The organism is Mixta gaviniae, assembly GCF_002953195.1.
In the GTDB taxonomy this organism is placed as follows: Bacteria; Pseudomonadota; Gammaproteobacteria; order Enterobacterales; family Enterobacteriaceae; genus Mixta; species Mixta gaviniae.
The window spans coordinates 2,939,347-2,957,521 of record NZ_CP026377.1; the positions used below are offsets into that span (position 1 = coordinate 2,939,347).

Genomic DNA, 18,175 nt, shown 5'->3' on the forward strand with positions numbered 1-18,175 from the left:
TTAGCCGGCGCGGTTTGCAGATAACATCGCGCTTGCTAAAACGAGCAAAAATAAACAGCAGTCTGTACCAGGAACCACCTCCTTCGCCCGCCCGGCTCCCCCGTGCGGGTTTTTCTTTGCGTACTGCTCTTAAAGCGCCACGCGCCCGCAGCGCTTTTCCCCGCTTCTGTGCTATAAACTCAGACATACTGCGTAATTTGCTGCCAAGGGAAATAGCATGGAAAAACAGGCTTTGACACTGGTGATCCTGAATGGAAAAGGCGCCGGCAATGAGGCGTTGCGCGAAGCGATCTACGCGCTGCGCGACGAAGGCTATCCAATAGCGGTGCGCGTCACCTGGGAACAGGGCGACAGCGAACGCTACCTGCAGGAAGCGGTGCAGCTTAATGCCGCCACGGTTGTGGCGGGCGGCGGCGACGGCACCATCAATGAACTGACGAACGCGCTGGTAAACATTCCGGCGGCGTCGCGGCCGGTGCTGGGCATTCTGCCGCTCGGCACCGCCAACGATTTCGCCACCAGCGCCGGGATTCCGGAAGAGCCGGAAGCGGCACTGCGGCTGGCAATCCTCGGCAAGCCGGTCAATATCGACGTGGCGCGCGTGAATCAGGATCGCTACTTTATCAATATGGCCACCGGCGGCTTCGGCACCCGCATCACCACCGAAACCCCGGAAAAGCTCAAGTCGGCGCTGGGTGGGGTCTCCTACTTTATTCACGGGCTGATGCGCATGGATACGCTGAAAGCGGATAGCTGCGCCATCAATGGCCCCCACTTCGCCTGGACCGGCGACGCGCTGGCGATCGGCATCGGTAACGGCCGTCAGGCGGGCGGCGGACAGCGCCTTTGCCCGCGCGCGCTGATCAACGACGGCCTGCTCGATTTAAGCATCGTCACCTCGCAGGAGCTGCTTTCCACGCTGCTGCACTCGATCACCAGCGATGAACAGAACCCGAATATCGTCTCCGCTACCCTGCCGTCGCTGACCATCACCTCGCCGAATGAGATGACCTTTAATCTCGACGGCGAGCCGCTCAACGGCACCGAGTTCCATATTGAAGTGGTGCCCGGCGCGCTCGCCTGCCGCCTGCCGCCGCAGTGCCCGCTGCTGGCCTGATCTTATGCTGTCCGTCTTTAAAGCCGCGCTTTAGGGACGGGCTTTTCCCCGTTTGCGCTGCTTTAGGGATGGGCCTCTTTCCCGTTTGCGCTCAGCCTCCCTCTGCTGTTGTGGTTAATTGAACCGTTAAAACCCGCGGCGCGCCTGTCGGAAAAATTGTAAAAACTCTGTGATCGCGATCGACCATTCGCGCTCGCTGACTTGTATGGTAGTACGTCGGCGCTTAGATTCCAGTCATCACTGTCGCAATCCAAAAGGTCAAAAAAATGAAGATTGTTAACGCCGAAGTATTTGTTACCTGCCCCGGCAGGAATTTTGTCACGCTTAAGATCACCACGGATCAAGGCCTCACCGGCATCGGCGACGCGACGCTTAACGGCCGCGAACTGCCGGTCGCTTCCTACCTGAAAGATCATCTCTGTCCGCAGCTGATCGGCCGGGACGCCCATCAGATCGAAGATATCTGGCAGTTCTTCTATAAAGGCGCCTACTGGCGACGCGGCCCGGTGACCATGTCCGCCATTTCCGCCGTCGATATGGCGTTGTGGGATATCAAAGCCAAGGCGGCCAATATGCCGCTTTACCAATTGCTGGGCGGCGCCTCGCGCAGCGGCGTGATGGTTTACTGCCATACTACCGGTCGCACTATCGACGAGGTGCTGGAGGACTATGCGCGCCATAAAGAGATGGGCTTTAAAGCGATCCGCGTGCAGTGCGGCGTGCCAGGCATGGAAACCACCTACGGTATGGCGAAAGGTAAAGGCCTGGCATATGAACCGGCCACCAAAGGCGACTGGCCCGAAGAGCAGCTCTGGTCGACGGAAAAATACCTCGATTTCACGCCGAAACTGTTTGAGGCGGTACGGGAGCGCTTCGGCTTCGGAGAACATCTGCTGCACGATATGCACCATCGCCTGACGCCGATTGAAGCCGCCCGCTTCGGCAAGCGCATTGAAGATTATCGCCTGTTCTGGATGGAAGATCCGACGCCGGCGGAGAATCAGGAGTGCTTCCGCCTGATCCGCCAGCATACCGTTACCCCCATCGCCGTCGGGGAAGTGTTCAACAGCATCTGGGACTGTAAACAGCTGATTGAAGAGCAACTGATCGACTATATCCGCACTACCATTACCCACGCCGGCGGCATTACCGGCATGCGCCGCATCGCCGATTTCGCCTCGCTCTATCAGGTACGCACCGGCTCGCACGGCCCCTCCGATCTGTCGCCAATCTGCATGGCGGCGGCGCTGCACTTCGACCTGTGGGTGCCGAACTTTGGCGTGCAGGAATATATGGGCTACTCCGAACAGATGCTGGAGGTCTTCCCGCACAGCTGGACCTTCGATAACGGCTATATGCATCCGGGCGACAAGCCGGGGCTCGGCATCGAATTCGACGAGAAACTGGCGGCGAAATATCCCTACGAACCGGCCTATCTGCCGGTAGCGCGCCTTGAAGACGGCACCCTGTGGAACTGGTAAGGAGAGGAGCATGAAAAGCGTTGTCATTGAACAGCCGGGCGAGCTAACGCTCCAGCAGCGTCCGCTGCCGGCGCCGGCACCGGGCGAGGTGCGGGTCAAGGTGCGTTACGCCAGTATCTGCGGCTCCGACGTCCATATCTGGCACGGCCATAACCCCTTCGCCCGCTACCCGCGCGTTATCGGCCATGAGTTTTTCGGCGTGATCGACGCCGTCGGCGCTGGCGTTGACGCCGGGCGCATCGGCGAGCGCGTGGCGGTCGATCCGGTGGTGAGCTGCGGCCACTGCTACCCTTGCTCGGTCGGCCGCCCCAACGTCTGCCGCGAGCTGCAGGTGATCGGCGTCCACCGTGACGGCGGCTTCAGCGAGTATGCCGTGGCGCCGGCCAGCAATGCGTATCGCGTGCCGGAAAGCATTCCCGATAAGCTTGCCAGCCTGATTGAACCTTTTACCATCGCCGCCAATATCAGCGCCTTTTTGCAGCCCACCGCGCAGGATGTGGCGTTGATCTACGGCGCCGGCCCGATGGGCCTGACGGCGATCCAGGTGTTGAAAGGGGTATACGGCGTGCATCAGGTGCTGGTGGTCGATCGCCTGCCGGAGCGGCTGGCGATGGCGCAACAAAGCGGCGCCGACGCGGTCTTTAATAACAGCGAGGTGCCGCTGGCGGCGCAGCTGGAGGGCATCCAGCCGACGCTGATTATCGACGCCGCCTGTCACCCTGCCATTCTGGCGGAGGCGGCGGCGATCGCCTCTCCGGCGGGGCGCATCGGCCTGCTGGGCTTCTCCGCCGAGCCCTGCACCCTGACGCAGCAGAGCCTGACCAGCAAGGAGCTGTCGCTGTTTACCTCGCGGCTGAACAGCCGCCGTTTCCCGCAGGTAATCGAATGGATCGAGCGCGGCGCTATCCAGCCGGAGAAGCTGGTTACGCACTATTTCCCGCTGGCTCAGGTTGAGCAGGCGATGACGCTGTTCGAAAAAGATCCGCGTACCTGTTGCAAAGTGATTTTGTCCGTTGAATAAGCCAGGGCGGGGCGGCCCTATCGCCCCCTATTAATTATTATAATTATCAAACGATTACGGAGTTACCATGTTCAAGAACTTGCGCTGGACCATCGTACTTCTGCTGTTTCTGGTTTACATGATCAACTACCTCGATCGTGTCGCCCTCTCCCTGACGGTGCCGATGATCGAAAAAGATCTGATGCTGAACGCCGAACAATTCGGCATGATTTTCGGCAGCTTCTTTTTCGGTTACGCGCTGTTTAACTTTATCGGCGGCCTCGCGACCGATAAATATGGCCCGACGCTGGTGCTGGGCCTCGCCGTCGGCATGTGGTCGCTGTTCTGCGGCCTGACCGCCATCGCTACCGGCTTCTGGTCAATGCTGATCCTGCGCGTGCTGTTCGGCATGGCAGAAGGCCCGATCTGCGCCTCGGCCAATAAGGCGATCAACGGCTGGTTCCCGAAAAAACAGGCGGCGACCGCTATGGGCTTTCTTAGCGCCGGCTCGCCGCTCGGCGGCGCGGTGGCCGGCCCGATTATCGGCTATCTGGCGCTGGCGTTCGGCTGGCGTCCGGCGTTCGTGATCATCTGCTCGATCGGCATCGTCTGGATGGTGGTCTGGTTCTTTATCGCCGCCGATAACCCGGCGCGCAGTAAACGCGTCTCCGCTGACGAGCGCGCGCTGATCGAAAAACTGAAAGAGGCGCAGCCGGGCGAAGAAGCGGACCTGACGCAGGCCGCGCACGGCCTGGGCTACTATCTGCGTCAGCCGATTATCCTGGTCACCGCCTTCGCCTTCTTCTGCTACAACTATATTCTCTTCTTCTTCCTCAGCTGGTTCCCGGCCTATCTGGTGCAGGCACATGGCCTGGATATCAAATCGATGAGCATGACCACCATGATCCCGTGGATTGTCGGCTTCGTCGGGCTGGCGCTCGGCGGCTGGATCTCCGATAAAATCTTCAACATCACCGGCCGCCTGCTGCTGTCGCGAAAAATTGTGCTGGTGGTCGCGTTACTGGCCGCCGCTCTTTGTGTCGCGCTGGCCGGTACGGTAGAAGGGGTAACCTCAGCGGTGCTGCTGATGTCGATCTCGATCTTCTTCCTCTATATCACCGGGGCGATCTACTGGGCGATTATTCAGGACGTGGTGCATAAGAGCCGCGTAGGTGGGATCAGCGGCTTTATTCATCTGGTAGGCAGCGTGTCAGGCATCATCGGTCCGATTGTCACCGGCTTTATCGTGCAGCATACCGGCAAGTTCGACAGCGCCTTTGTGCTGGCCGGCGTGGTAGCGGCGCTGGGCGCCTTCCTGGTGCTGTTCGTGATAAAAAGCCCGAAAGCCAGCGGCAAACCCGTTTCAGTGTAATTTCCCGGCGCGCTGCGGCGCGCCTTTTACGTTAAGTGAGAAGGATTTTCTTATGCTATCCGTCGAGACACTGGCCAGTGCTGTCCATCTTCCCGATTACCCGCGCGAACAGCTGCGTCCACGCATGCTGCATATCGGCTTCGGCGCCTTTCATCGCGCCCATCAGGCGGTATGCGCCGATCGCCTGGCGCGCGAACAGCAGAGCGACTGGGGCTATATCGAGTGCGGAATTAACCCGCACAGCAGCAGCCGCCTGCTTGACGATCTACGCGGGCAGGATCATCTCTACAGCGTCACTGAGATGACGGACGGTGGCGAAACCACGCGCGTCATCGGCGTGATCTGCGCCACGGCGGATGCACGTACCGACGGCATCGAGGCGGTCATCGAGGCGATGAGCCAGCCGCAGATCGCCATCGTCTCAATGACCGTGACCGAAAAAGGCTACTGCCATCACCCCGCCAGCGGCCAGCTCAATCTGGAGCATCCTTTAATTCAGCACGACCTTGCGCATCCCGAGGCGCCGCAGTCACTGCCGGGCGTGATCCTTGCCGCCGTCAAACGCCGCCGCGAGCGCGGGCTGCCCCCTTTCAGCGTAATGTCCTGCGATAATATGCCGGAAAACGGCCAGGTAACGCGCCGGGTGGTAGTGCAACTGGCGGAGCAGCAGGACATCGGGCTGGCGGACTACATTCGCCAGCATCTGACCTTCCCTTCAACCATGGTCGATCGCATTGTACCGGCGATGACGCCGGAGGCGCTGGAGACGCTGGGTGAAAAGCTCGGCTGCTTTGATCCGGTCGCGGTGCAGTGCGAGCCGTTTTTCCAGTGGGTGATTGAGGATAATTTCGTCAACGGCCGTCCGGCATGGGAGCGGGCAGGCGCGGAGTTGGTACAGGACGTGGTACCTTTCGAAGAGATGAAGCTGCGCATGCTCAACGGCAGCCACTCGTTTCTCGCTTATCTTGGCTATCTGGCGGGCTATCAGCATATCAGCGACTGTATGGGCGATGAGTATTTCCTGCGCGCCGCGCGCACGCTGATGCTGGAGGAGCAGGCGCCAACCCTCAACACGCCGCATGTCGATTTAACCGCTTATGCGGATTCGCTGATCGCGCGTTACCAGAACCGCGCCATCAAACACCGCACCGGGCAGATTGCCTCCGACGGCACGCAAAAGCTGCCGCAGCGCTGGCTGGCGAGCATTCGCTGGCATCTGGCGCATAACAGCCGTTTCGATCTGCTGGCGTTAGGGGTGGCGGGCTGGATACGCTACGTCGGCGGCGTCGATGAACAGGGCGCGGCCATTACCCTCAACGATCCGCTGAAAGAGACGCTGGCGCAGCGGGTGAGCGACAGCGCCGACGGCGAAGCGCGCATTGCCGCCCTGCTCTCGCTGCAAAAAGTGTTCGGTGACGATCTGCCTGCCAACCCGCAGTTCAGCGCGCGCGTGCTGCACTTTTACCAGCTGCTGCTGCAGCTCGGCGCGAAAGAGACGGTGAAACGGGTCATAACAAGCTATTGATTATTCCTGTAATAAAGCGCTGGCGTGGGGCTGACGGGCTGTTTAGACTGAAAGCTTTCGCGTCCAGCCCGTTCAGGAAAAGATGTCGCATGTCGATACCCTACACCATCACCACCAGCGAACCGGTTAATCAACAGATCTACCGCTTCTTACGCCGCGAGATCGTCGCCTGCGTTATCCCGCCCGGTTCGCTGCTGTCAGAAAAAGAAGTTTCCTGCCGCTTTAACGTCTCACGCCAGCCGGTACGCGAAGCCTTTATCAAGCTGGCGGAAGCCGGGCTGGTGCAGATCCTGCCGCAGCGCGGCACCTTTGTGCGCAAAATCTCCGCCCGACGGGTGGCCGACGGCCGCTTTATCCGCGAAGCGGTGGAAATTGCCGTGGTGCGCCGTGCCGCCGCCGAGGCGACGCCCGCTGCCCTGATGGCGCTGGAGCATAATCTGCAGCTGCAGAAGATGGCGGCTCAGCGGCATGACGCGCAGGCGTTCTTACAGCTGGACGATGAGTTTCATCGGCTGATAGCGCAAAGCATCGACTGCGAACTGGCGTGGGAGACAGTGGAGAACATCAAGGCCGCCATGGATCGGGTGCGCTTTCTGACGCTCAGCAAGGTATCGCCGCCGGAGAGCCTGATCGACCAGCATGAAGAGATCCTCAACACCCTGCGCAATAACGATCCTGACGGCGCGGAGAAGGCGATGCGCCGCCACCTGCAGGAGATGATTTTCTCCATCACCCCGATCGCCGAGCAGAACAGCGACTGGTTTGAGCAGGCGTGAAGATAACGGGGCCGCCGGCCGGCGCCCCAATCCCCGTTAACCTGGCGCCCCAAAATCCCCGTTAATCCGTTAATCCGTTAATCCGGCAACCCGACAACCCGGCAACCCGGCAACCCGGCAACCCGGCAACCCGGCAACCCGGCAACCCGGCAACCCGGCAACCCGGCAACCCGGCAACCCGGCAACCCGGCAACCCGGCAACCCGGCAACCCGGCAACCCGGCAACCCGGCAACCCGGCAACCCGGCAACCCGGCAACCCGGCGCAGCCTCTCCCCTTTTAGCCGCTCACGCAAATACTGCCGCCATTTTTATAAGCCGGCACGGATAAAAGAAGCGTTTCGCCTACCACCAGCGATAAAAATGATGCACCGGCCCGATGCCTTTCCCCACTTCCAGCGTATCCGCCTGCGCCAGCGCGCCCTGCAGCCAGCCTTTGGCCGCTGCGATAGTGCTTTCCCAGTCGGCATGGCGCGGACGCAGCGCGGCAAGCGCCGAGGAAAGCGTGCAGCCGGTGCCGTGAGTATGGCGCGTGGCGATGCGCGGCGCGGTAAAGCGCCGCTCGCCCTGGCGGGTAAACAGCCAGTCAGGGCTTTCGGCATCACTGAGATGCCCCCCTTAATCAACACCGCCTCGCAGCCCAGCGCCAGCAGCGCTCTGCCCTGTTGCTTCATCTCCAGCTCATCGCAGGCGTGCGCGGTCTCCAGCAGCGCCGCCGCCTCCGGCAGATTGGGCGTAATCAGCGAGACCTGCGGCAGCAGGCGGTCGCGCAGCGTGGAGACCGCCTGCGGCGACAGCAGCGCGTCGCCGCTTTTCGCCAGCATCACCGTATCTAACACCACCCAGGGCACCGGAGTGCGGCGAAGCCTTTCCGCTACCGCCTCGACAATATCGCACTCCGCCAGCATGCCGATTTTTACACTGTCGATACGCACGTCACTCAATACCGAATCGAGCTGCGCAGCGACAAAATCGGGTTCGATGCGATAAACCGACTGTACGCCGCAGGTGTTCTGCGCCACCAGTGCGGTAATCACGCTGGTGCCGTATGCGCCAAGCGCGGAAAAGGTTTTTAAATCGGCCTGAATACCCGCTCCGCCGCTGGGATCGGTGCCGGCGATGGTTAATGCGTTGATCCTCATGCCAGCGCCTCCGCGTTCAGGTTCCAGAGCGCGTCGAGAAAGGCCGGAATAAAACTGCCCGGCCCCTGCGCGCGCGCCGCCGCCTGCTCGCCCGCGCAGGCCATAACCCGGCAGGCGCTGGCGATATGCTGCAGCCGGTCGCCCGGCAGCGCGGCGAAACCCGCCGCCACCGCCGATAGCGCACAGCCGGTGCCGACCACCCGCGTCATCAACGGCGAGCCGCCCGGTACCCTCAGCGTGCGTTCGCCATCGGTAACATAATCCGTCTCGCCGGTGACCGCGACAATGGTTGCACAACGCTGCCCCAGCCGCTGCGCGGCGGCAAGCGCCTGCTCCGCCTGGTGCTGCGTATCGACGCCGCGTCCGCCGCCCTGCCTGTTGGACAGCGCAAGAATTTCTGAGGCGTTACCGCGTATCAGGGCGGGTTTCAGCGCCAGCAGCTGCTGGCAAAAATTCGTGCGCAGCCGCAACGTGCCGACCGCCACCGGATCGAGCGTCCAGGGCGTGGTGGCGTCGTTGGCCGCCTGCACCGCCGCCAGCATCGCCCCGGCCCGCGGCGGGGTTAAAGTGCCGACGTTAATCAGCAGCGCATCGGCGATGGCGCTGAACTGCGCCGCTTCTTCCGCGTCGATCACCATCGCCGGCGAGGCGTGCAGCGCCAGCAATACATTGGCGGTAAAAGAGTGGACGACATCATTGGTCATACAGTGAACCAGCGGCGCGCGCTGGCGGAACAGAGAGAGGGAGCGCGCGACAAACGCGGCGTCAGGCAGGTCAGGCTGTTTCATAAGGCTCCTGGCCGGCGCTCAAGAAGGCAATGCCGGACAGGCATCTGACTTCCCTACGCTGGCATTATCCAGATCAGGTAATACGGGTATTTCTCAGCCCATCAGTGATGGGGCACCCCGAGTCATGAAGATTGAATCTCTATACTTTTTGCCAGCTTAGGGGAAGTTGCTTGCTGCTGCAAGCCCGCCCTTCCGGTTATCGCTTCTTCACGCTGTACCCCATCTTGTACCTCAGTGTGTACCCCCCCCAGAAACGAAAAAAAGGAGCCGCTAAGCTCCTTTGTGATATAAAACATGGCCTCATGGATTCCGAGATTCAGTTTTGCGTTCTGTTTTTCTACGTCGTTCAAAGGTGCGGATTACATCCCAGATAAATAGGAACATAAGATACCAGTAAAGTGCGGCAATCATACGCGAGTGTACTGGTTCCAGTAGGTTGTGACTGTCCTCAGAAACACCACCATTGCTTCCGTAGCCGCTGTCTGAGTTAGCCCTTGCGCTGGATGTTCGAGTGCTGCCAAGAGAGTTTCTTTCCCCCTTCCAACGTCATAAATTGGAATATGGTCAATGCCAAGTTTTACCAAATATTTTATCAGTATGTTCTCCTTATAAGACTACACCGACACAACGGCAGAATGCGGCTTCGCCTTGTCTCAAAAGGTTGGTCTTTTATTTTGGGACAGCTATTATTTTGATACCAACTTTTCAGAGTTAGAGAACATCATGACAACTGTGATCGGATATGTGCGAGTTTCCACCAGCGACCAGAACGTTGAAAACCAGAAGCAGCAGATAACCGAAGCTGGATATAGTGTTAACCGCTGGTTCAGTGATGAAGCCGTGAGTGGTGCAGTTAAGGCATCAGAACGCCCAGGGTTCGGTGAGTTACTCAGCTATGTACGAGAAGGCGATACGCTGATTGTGATTGCTATAGACCGCCTGGGACGTAACACCATTGATGTACTTTCCACAGTTGAAATGTTGCAAACGAAGGGCGTGAAGATTGTCAGCTTGCGAGAAGGATTTGACCTATCAACACCAGTTGGCAAAGCAATGCTTACCATGATGGCAGGACTTGCCAGCCTGGAAAAAGACCTGATAGCAGAGCGCAGAACGGCAGGTATCAAGCGTGCTCAGTCTGAAGGAAAACATTGCGGCAGACCGATTAAAGCAACCGCTGAACAGGTGAGAGAGTTATTAGATCAAGGTTGCTCTCCTGCAATGGTTCAAGATAGGCTGGCTATCAGCAAAGCCACCTTCTACCGACTAAAGACCTTCTGACCCATCTTACTGATATTTGAGGATTCTGCCAGTTACAAGCGGGAGCCTTCGATCAGGTTGTTAAGCGGCTTCAGCAAGCGTGATAGACTATATGCATTAAGAAATATATACGCGCATTAAACGCTTACTTGATCACGTACGTGCGTTGAAATGAATATAAAGGGGCAGTTTGCCCCCTATTCTTTAGGGTAAGAAAGTTCAGCGGTGACTAAATGTGATTCTGACTTATCAGATTGGACGTCATACGCGAAGTTATACCGCTCCCCAGACGTAAACTTAAATCCAAATACAGGAAGACACTCCCCTTCGGTACATAAACAGGCTTGTCATCGAAAATCTTGTGAAGAGAGTCGCTATTATCGCTTTTGATTTGAATAGCAGTGATCCGTTCCTGCGGCTCCAGTGGTGACAACACACAAACTTGATTATCTTTGATCAATGCCGTTGTAGATTCTCGATCTACCATTCGATCACCTGGCCCAGGGCATCCCGTTAAGAGGAATACAACACCCAGCAACATTTTGTTTTTCATGTTTAACGCCCCTTCCCTGTTACGATTTTCTGGTAAAGCGAAGGGACATCCTGCAACAAATCTACGCCCCTGTACATCCCCATGCGCCCTGGTCTCTGATAGTAAGACCACTTACTGATCCCATAAACCAGCAGTAACCAGTAATCAGCTAAAACAGAGGCTTGCTGTTCAAGAGAGTAATCAGTGAGCTTTTCTTTATCCAGCCTGTAGGTATATTCAGCAGCCCAGCTAAAAGCTCCCCGCATTCTCACCCATTGCCCGTGTTGGTGTTGCCAGACATGCCCCAGCTCATGGATGAAAACATATTTATCTTCGATGAAAACCGAGTTTGCGGAAAAATCTTCCCTGTACATCGACTTTCTGTACCATAACTCCCCGTTTGGAGTCATTGCGTAGTTCTGTTTTTGTAGTCCGAATGGTAAATAGCTGTCGCAATGAATCCAGACACGGCTATACACTATCGAATCACCGAACACCCTACGAGCCATTGCTATCTCGCCTAAAGTCATCCGGCGTAATGTTCCTTCTTCTGCCTGTGCGCTCATAAACCGTCCTCCTTGTATGATTTATCTAAATCGTAAAATCATAAGTCGAAATAGTCTATATACGAACATTAGCCATTCATCAAATGCAGTGACGGTGAAAGCGTTACTCCCCATTGGTACTATCCCCGTCCTCTTGTAGCATGGACTCGATAAACTCCCGTTGCTCATGTGTGAGTTCAAGCTCATCCAGCAAGCGATCTAACCCGTCTTTGGGTGATTCCTCTTGAATCTGTCTGTTCCCGATAGCCATGCTCACCCTTGAGTTATTAGGATTAATCGCAGAGTATCCAAGGAGCATAAAATGCACAACTAACAGATTTTGGACAATAGAAGTCATAAAGCCCCGTTAGTTGTTAGCAACAAGCGTAATTACTTCATAAGGATATGTCAGACAATGAAGTTTATCAGGATGACTGTACCCAAGGGGAGCGAGGCCAAGCTGCTGGCATAACTTGCATATCGCAGGTACATGGGTACGGATGATCGCAGCGATTACCACTCTTAACCTGTTTATGTGGCTCATAACGCCATAAATCAGGCTTAAATGCGTTTCATCAACGATGATGGATTTATAGTTAGTTAAGTTTCATCCATATTTGCGAAGGTTGCAGTTATTACAAATCCAATAAAGACCTAACTTTTGAGAATTTCGATGTACCATATGTGTTTTTAACTGATTCACTTCATAGCATTTTGGGCAAAACGCAATTTTATCGCCCTCTTTCCAATACAATCCCTCCTTGAAAATAAATGTCGATTTATCTTTCAACTGGTCTTCAAGCTGCTTATTTTTCTGTTCAGCGTCGAAAAGTAGCGTTTGTGTTGTTATCGCTTCGATCTTGGCGTTAGCAAGTTCGACCATTAGATTGGCTAACTCAAGTTTGAGCGTAGCCTTGTCCAGTTCATCACTATTATTTGCCAGCTTCTGAGTGATGCTTACCGCTTTATCAAGAATCCCTATGGCCGCCGCCGTGCTTGCTAATACACCTGCCATAACATCTCCTACCTATGTATCGAGTTGAAGTATATGTTACTGCCGATTTATAGTGTGTACCCAAGGTTTTTTTCATTGAAAAAGCCTCTTCCATCAGCAGTATCGTTAGTAATTCTTATTCTGAAATCTTTAAATGATGCTCCTTGGTTTATCTTCAACCAGACATTGCTGTGACCTGAAAACCTTTGAATCTTCCACAACTCACCAAAATAGAATGATGACTCTGTGCTACCCTCTTCTATGTCATTAACTTCTTTTAACGAGTCACACAATCTATAACGCTTAGCTCTACTATCCTCACCAACAAGGTAGATCTCTCGATAATAATTGTGATCAAAATTAACGCATAGGGACTGTACACTTGTTACTTGACTGGGAACTTTGAAAGACTCGCCATTATGGCGTGAAATAGGCAATGAAACCCCATTCGATTAACTTAGAATAGATGACTACCTGCCTTGTAGCGTTCTCAGTTTTCCCCTGCCCGCCTTCAGCAATCAGGAAATAGTAACGCTGGCTATCTTCGTCGAATTTAATCTGTGACTTCTCCAGCTTTCCTATCTCGCATCTTCTCGCTCCCGTGTATGCCAATAACAACGTGATCCATTTTTGCCAGTTGTCGGGCTGCTCAAGCGCCCACCCTACAAACTTTTTCATCTCCGCAGTGCTGTAAGCACCAAATCTCGCTTTTGAAGGTGCAGCCACTACGCCATCAGTTGGCGATTTCTGCAAAACGTCTTTGCTTTCAGTTAGAAACGTTTTGAACAGTAATTTGTAGATTTTGAGATGCTTATGGATAGCTTCAATCCCCACCAGATCATCTGGTGGCACTTCATCACATTCAATCAGCTGCTGCACTGTCATTGACCGGTAAGGCTGCACAACTCGCTTAGGGAGGTTCTCAACAACTTCCATCACTTGTTTAATGTCCTGCTTGGTGATAGCCGCGACATTAGTTTCTCCACCCAAGACAGTTAGCAACACTTCCATGTAGCGCTCATTTGCCATTGAGATCGATTTCGTCCAGTTTCGCCCCTTTTCGTCTTTGTACATCGCCCATGCATCCGAGAGGGTTAGCGCTTTTTCCGGTTCGGCTGGCGGTTGAGATTCCACGATTTCAACAGGAGAAGCTATCTGCTGATAGGGCAAAAGTGGATTTCTCACAGCCTTGCGTTCTGACGCAATCAGATTAGACAAAAATGATTCGAACACGAGGAGCGGCGTAGCTAATGATTTAACAAAAGGTATGTGTGGCGTAACGCCAATCATCAAAGCAGATGCTTCGCGATAGCTGTCAGTGAGAAGAGATTTCTTATACATCCTGCCATTTGAAAGCCGAATTTGCAGGTAGTAGTTGCCGTTTCGCTGAAACGTGTATGGAAGAGTTCTGTACCCCATGAATACATCCTTTTTGTACCTCAAGTGCATTACGCACCGACAAAAAGAGAATCAGTTTCATGATAAGTAGGCCAAGTTTTGGCCCCTACGCTGGCATTATCCAGATCAGGTAATACGGGTATTTCTCAGCCTTCACAAAGAAGGGCACCCCGAGTCATTTAAATCAATTTTCAGGATTAGCCGCTCGCTAATCCTGGTCAGGATAATGCCAGCGAGAAGCCAGGCGCACAAGTCTCAACCCTGACATAGGCCCTGTGGCGACGCCACCGGCGGCCCGTCAGGCTGGCGGTGATCTTTTCATTGGGAAAGCCAGGCGCTAATCCGCCTGGCCCGTTAAACCGCGTTCGCCTTAGCGCGCCAGTCCTACCGCTTCGCCCAGCTGCCAGACCGCCATCGCGTAATGGTTACTGTGGTTATAGCGGGTGATGACATAGAAGTTAGGCAGCCCGTACCAGTACTGATAAGACTTGCCCATATCAAAGCGCAGCAGGCTGACCTGCGGATTACCGTTGATGGTCGCCTGAGGACGCAGTCCCGCTGCCGCCAGGCTGGCAAGGCTGTAACGGGTTTTAAAGCCGGTTTCCAGGCCGGGTGCCTGCCCGCTCGCCGGCACGGCGACCGTTTCGCCCGCCTGCCAGCCGTGCTGTTTGAAGTAGTTCGCCACGCTGCCGATGGCATCGACCGGATCCCAAAGGTTGGTATGGCCGTCGCCGTTGAAATCCACCGCATAGAGTTTTTCCGACGAAGGCATAAACTGGCCATACCCCATCGCGCCGGCATAGGAGCCGCGCAATTCCAGCGGGTCATCGCGCTCTTTACGCGCCATCAGCAGAAAAGTTTCCAGCTCACTGGTGAAGTATTCCGCGCGTCGCGGATAGGCGAACGAGAGCGTCGCCAGCGCATCGATAATGCGGGTTTTGCCCATCACGCGGCCCCAGCGGGTCTCCACGCCGATAATGCCGACAATGATTTCCGGCGGTACGCCATATTCGCGCTGCGCGCGCTGCAGCGCATCCTGATACTGGTTCCAGAACGCCACGCCTTTCTGCACGTTGTCCGGCGTAATGAACTTATTGCGATAGCGGATCCAGGCGCCATTAGGGCCAGTCGGTCCCTGATAGCTGGGTGTCGGCGCCTGGCGATCCATCAGCCGCAGCACCCAGTCGAGGCGTTTGGTCTGCGCCAGCACGCTCTGCAGCTGCTGACGGTTGAAGCCATGCTCCTGCACCATTTTGTCGATAAAGCGCTCCGCCGCCGGGTTGCCGGAGAAATCGCCGTTCAGCGGCTGGATTTCATGGCTGGGCTTGAGCAAAAAACCGCCGTCGCCGAGGAACGGGTTGCCGGTTTGCGCAGGCGGTGGGGAGGAAGGCTTGCTGCTACAGGCAGCCAGTAACACAATCAGCGGTAAGAGGATGCCAGGATGACGCATTGAAAGTCCATATATTCAGCGATGAAAAAGAATAATGGTAAGCGTGGATCTGCGCCAGGTAAAAGAAAATTCCTGGTTTACGAAAAATATTTTTTAGCCGCTTGCAGCGGCGTCTCAACGCCGCCGAATAAGGCGCGAGTTTTACCGTCGGGCGGGCACTGTACGGTTTTTTACTGCGGCTTTTGCCGGAACAGCGTCCACTCTTCGATACGTTCGCCCTGGGGAAACTGGCAGTAGCCGATTTCGCCGTTCGGAGCGGCATCGATTTCCACTTTTCCGCCCTGCTGCACGCAATAAACGGAAGCGGGATTGGGCATGCCGATCTTCTGCGCAGGCGCCTGGCGAGAAGGACCGCCGCTGCAGCCAGCCAGCATGGCCGCCGCGAAAAACATCAGGCTCTTTTTCATCTTGCTTGCTCGTTGCTCAGGCCCGCGCCGCCGGATACCAGCGGCGCGGCACAATGATTACTGTTTTATCGCATCGCTGATAGCGGGATCCGCCTGCCAGAGACGATATTTCACTTCTACATCCGCAGGCGTATAAATCACGATCGGCAGTTTGCTGTTGTAGCGCTGCAGGCCCTGCGGAAGATGCGCGGCGACAAATTCACGCCGGGTGCGCTTATCGGGGCACATCATCTGCGTGGAAGCGGGCGGCGACAGGCGCTTCACCACCAGATAGTCATATCCCCACCCTTCCAGCGTGCGCTGCTCGGTTTCCGCGCCCAGCATCACCCGGTTGCAGTCCCTTTCCAGCGTTTTGCCTATCAGCAGCTCGACTTTATAGCGATCTTCGTGCTGCTGCGGCGGCAGATAGATCACCTGCCGGACCTGCCCTTTCTCCGCTGCCGGGTAGGGCGCCACGCTTTCCAGGCTGGCGTGGGAAGATTGGGCCGGCGTCGTTCCGGCATACGCCGAGGCGGCGATAAATAACGCGCTAAGCGCGATAGCAATTTTTTTCATCTTTATTCCAGAGTTTTTCCAACTTAATAAACCATGCTGAAACAGGATAACCCTATTTAACGCTGAAGATAACCCATAATGTCGGATAAAAAAGCGCAAGCGCCATTCAGGCGGATTCCAAAGCGGGATCACGCTTATCGCCGCTAAGGTGGGGATAAAGCGCGATCTGCATCACAAAACCCTCGTCAGCAGCAGGAATATCCATCTCTATGGACCATTTAACATCACGCCCGCCCCGGAGAATTCTGTATGTTGCCGTATGATGCAGCATTCTAATCCGGAGCCGTAAAATGTCTTATGTAAACAATAGTTTAGATATTGCCGATACGCACAGACGCAAGGTGCGTCGTATGAATCTGTTTATCTCCTTTTCCGCCGCGCTGGCGGGCCTGCTGTTTGGGCTGGATATCGGCGTGATTTCAGGCGCGCTGCCCTTTATTACCCACCACTTTTCGCTTACCAGCCATCAACAGGAGTGGGTGGTAAGCAGCATGATGCTCGGCGCGGCGCTGGGCGCGCTGTGTAACGGCTGGGTCTCCTCGCGTCTGGGACGCAAATATAGCCTGATGGCCGGCGCGGTTTTGTTTATTCTCGGATCGCTCGGCTCCGCCTTCGCTAACAGCCTTGAACTGCTGCTGGCGGCGCGCGTGGTGCTGGGCGTCGCCGTGGGCATCGCTTCTTATACCGCCCCGCTCTACCTCTCTGAAATGGCCAGCGAGAATATTCGCGGCAGGATGATCAGCATGTATCAGCTGATGATCACCTTCGGCATTCTGCTGGCCTTTCTCTCCGATACTGCGCTGAGCTACAGCGGCAACTGGCGCGCAATGCTGGGCGTGCTGGCGTTGCCGGCGGTGGTACTGTTCGCAATGGTGATTTTCCTGCCCAACAGCCCGCGCTGGCTGGCGGCGAAAGGACAGCATATCGAAGCGGAAGAAGTGCTGCGCATGCTGCGCGATACCTCGGAAAAAGCGCGCGCCGAACTGAACGAGATCCGCCAAAGCCTGCAGATGAAACAGGGTGGCTGGACGCTGTTCCGCCGCAACGGCAATGTACGCCGCGCGGTATTTCTCGGCATGCTACTGCAGGCGATGCAGCAGTTCACCGGGATGAACATCATCATGTACTACGCGCCGCAGATTTTTAAAATGGCGGGCTTCAGCAATACCCAACAGCAGATGATGGCGACGGTGGTGGTCGGCCTGACCTTTATGCTGGCGACGTTGATTGCGGTCTTTACCGTGGATAAAGCGGGCCGCAAGCCGGTGCTGAAAATTGGCTTTACGGTGATGGCGTTCGCCACGCTGGTGTTGGGCTACTGCCTGATGCAGGCGGGCCGCGGCGAAATCTCTACCGGGCTTTCCTGGCTTTCGGTTGGCATGACAATGATGTGTATTGCCGGTTACGCCATGAGCGCCGCGCCGGTGGTTTGGATCCTCTGTTCGGAAATTCAGCCGCTGAAATGCCGCGACTTCGGCGTTACCTGTTCGACTACCACCAACTGGATCGCCAATATGATTATCGGCGCCACCTTCCTGACGCTGCTGGACACCATCGGCGCAGCGGGCACTTTCTGGCTCTATACCGGTTTTAACCTGGCGTTTGTGGTCATTACCTTCTGGCTGATACCGGAAACCAAAAACGTGACGCTGGAGCATATCGAGAAAAACCTGATGTCGGGCAAGAAGCTGCGTGACCTGGGGCAGTAATCCCGTGCGCTTCCTTAGCGACAAATAAGGAAGCGCGCATTTTTCCTGCCGGCCCGCATAGCTAATGGCGTTATCCCTGTTTCGCTGATCGCTCTCTCCTTTTACAGTATGTTGTAACTATAAATG

General features: G+C 56.0%; 14 protein-coding genes, 3 pseudogenes and 2 riboswitches. Of the genes and pseudogenes, 8 read left to right on the forward strand and 9 right to left on the reverse strand.

The genetic code is table 11. The features are described from left to right. Nucleotides 1-217 precede the first annotated feature (217 nt). The 6 genes from yegS (at nucleotide 218) to C2E15_RS13745 (ending at nucleotide 7,271) form a co-directional block, all read left to right on the forward strand. On the forward strand, nucleotides 218-1,117 hold the full coding sequence (gene yegS, locus C2E15_RS13720; protein ID WP_104957869.1) for a lipid kinase YegS: 900 nt from the start codon (nucleotides 218-220) through the stop codon (nucleotides 1,115-1,117). Nucleotides 1,118-1,383: 266 nt separating this feature from the next. Continuing rightward, nucleotides 1,384-2,598: a D-mannonate dehydratase ManD gene (manD, locus tag C2E15_RS13725; RefSeq protein WP_104957870.1), complete on the forward strand. Its 1,215-nt coding sequence runs from the start codon at nucleotides 1,384-1,386 to the stop codon at nucleotides 2,596-2,598. 10 nt (nucleotides 2,599-2,608) lie between these two features. Next, entirely contained in the window at nucleotides 2,609-3,619 is a 1,011-nt protein-coding gene (locus C2E15_RS13730; RefSeq protein WP_104957871.1) for a Zn-dependent oxidoreductase, read from the forward strand. Nucleotides 3,620-3,686: 67 nt separating this feature from the next. Then, complete coding sequence (locus C2E15_RS13735) at nucleotides 3,687-4,970, forward strand: MFS transporter (protein WP_104957872.1); 1,284 nt, start codon at nucleotides 3,687-3,689, stop codon at nucleotides 4,968-4,970. Between the two features lie 52 nt (nucleotides 4,971-5,022). Further along, nucleotides 5,023-6,495: a mannitol dehydrogenase family protein gene (locus C2E15_RS13740; RefSeq protein ID WP_104957873.1), complete on the forward strand. Its 1,473-nt coding sequence runs from the start codon at nucleotides 5,023-5,025 to the stop codon at nucleotides 6,493-6,495. A gap of 89 nt (nucleotides 6,496-6,584) precedes the next feature. After that, nucleotides 6,585-7,271, forward strand: a complete 687-nt coding sequence (locus C2E15_RS13745) for a GntR family transcriptional regulator (RefSeq protein ID WP_104957874.1) — start codon at nucleotides 6,585-6,587, stop codon at nucleotides 7,269-7,271. A 343-nt stretch (nucleotides 7,272-7,614) separates the two neighbouring features. On the opposite strand, the pseudogene thiD reads toward C2E15_RS13745, so the two are convergent. Then, nucleotides 7,615-8,411, reverse strand: a pseudogene (gene thiD / locus C2E15_RS13750) (bifunctional hydroxymethylpyrimidine kinase/phosphomethylpyrimidine kinase). Next, nucleotides 8,408-9,199, reverse strand: coding sequence for a hydroxyethylthiazole kinase (gene thiM / locus C2E15_RS13755; protein ID WP_104957875.1), 792 nt, complete (start codon nucleotides 9,197-9,199; stop codon nucleotides 8,408-8,410). The pseudogene thiD and the gene thiM overlap by 4 nt, the downstream one beginning before the upstream one ends. A 33-nt stretch (nucleotides 9,200-9,232) precedes the next feature. Further along, nucleotides 9,233-9,329: riboswitch (TPP riboswitch) on the reverse strand. 593 nt (nucleotides 9,330-9,922) lie between these two features. Here thiM and C2E15_RS13760 point away from each other — a divergent pair. Next, the gene (locus tag C2E15_RS13760) at nucleotides 9,923-10,480 is read left to right on the forward strand and encodes a recombinase family protein (RefSeq protein ID WP_104959183.1); all 558 of its coding nucleotides are present in this window, start codon (nucleotides 9,923-9,925) and stop codon (nucleotides 10,478-10,480) included. Nucleotides 10,481-10,656: 176 nt separating this feature from the next. On the opposite strand, the pseudogene C2E15_RS13765 reads toward C2E15_RS13760, so the two are convergent. The 7 genes and pseudogenes from C2E15_RS13765 to eco form a co-directional block, all read right to left on the reverse strand. Continuing rightward, nucleotides 10,657-11,012, reverse strand: a pseudogene (locus tag C2E15_RS13765) (putative T6SS immunity periplasmic lipoprotein). Between the two features lie 2 nt (nucleotides 11,013-11,014). After that, entirely contained in the window at nucleotides 11,015-11,557 is a 543-nt protein-coding gene (locus C2E15_RS13770; protein ID WP_104957876.1) for a type IV secretion protein Rhs, read from the reverse strand. A gap of 586 nt (nucleotides 11,558-12,143) precedes the next feature. Further along, on the reverse strand, nucleotides 12,144-12,551 hold the full coding sequence (locus C2E15_RS13780) for a hypothetical protein (RefSeq protein ID WP_104957878.1): 408 nt from the start codon (nucleotides 12,549-12,551) through the stop codon (nucleotides 12,144-12,146). Nucleotides 12,552-12,959: 408 nt separating this feature from the next. Further along, nucleotides 12,960-13,949 (reverse strand): annotated as a pseudogene (locus C2E15_RS13790) (integrase); the annotation flags it as partial. Between the two features lie 67 nt (nucleotides 13,950-14,016). Then, nucleotides 14,017-14,111, reverse strand: a riboswitch (TPP riboswitch). Between the two features lie 187 nt (nucleotides 14,112-14,298). Further along, nucleotides 14,299-15,378 carry a lytic murein transglycosylase B gene (mltB, locus tag C2E15_RS13795; protein ID WP_104957879.1) on the reverse strand — a complete coding sequence of 360 codons (1,080 nt, stop codon included), beginning with the start codon at nucleotides 15,376-15,378 and terminating at the stop codon, nucleotides 14,299-14,301. A 170-nt stretch (nucleotides 15,379-15,548) separates the two neighbouring features. After that, nucleotides 15,549-15,785, reverse strand: coding sequence for a putative hemolysin (locus tag C2E15_RS13800; protein WP_104957880.1), 237 nt, complete (start codon nucleotides 15,783-15,785; stop codon nucleotides 15,549-15,551). Between the two features lie 57 nt (nucleotides 15,786-15,842). Beyond that, nucleotides 15,843-16,340: a serine protease inhibitor ecotin gene (gene eco, locus C2E15_RS13805; RefSeq protein WP_104957881.1), complete on the reverse strand. Its 498-nt coding sequence runs from the start codon at nucleotides 16,338-16,340 to the stop codon at nucleotides 15,843-15,845. A gap of 290 nt (nucleotides 16,341-16,630) precedes the next feature. On the opposite strand from eco, the gene C2E15_RS13810 reads away from it, so the two are divergent. After that, nucleotides 16,631-18,049 (forward strand): sugar porter family MFS transporter, encoded by a 1,419-nt coding sequence (locus tag C2E15_RS13810; RefSeq protein WP_104957882.1) that lies wholly within the window; start codon nucleotides 16,631-16,633, stop codon nucleotides 18,047-18,049. Nucleotides 18,050-18,175: the final 126 nt, after the last annotated feature.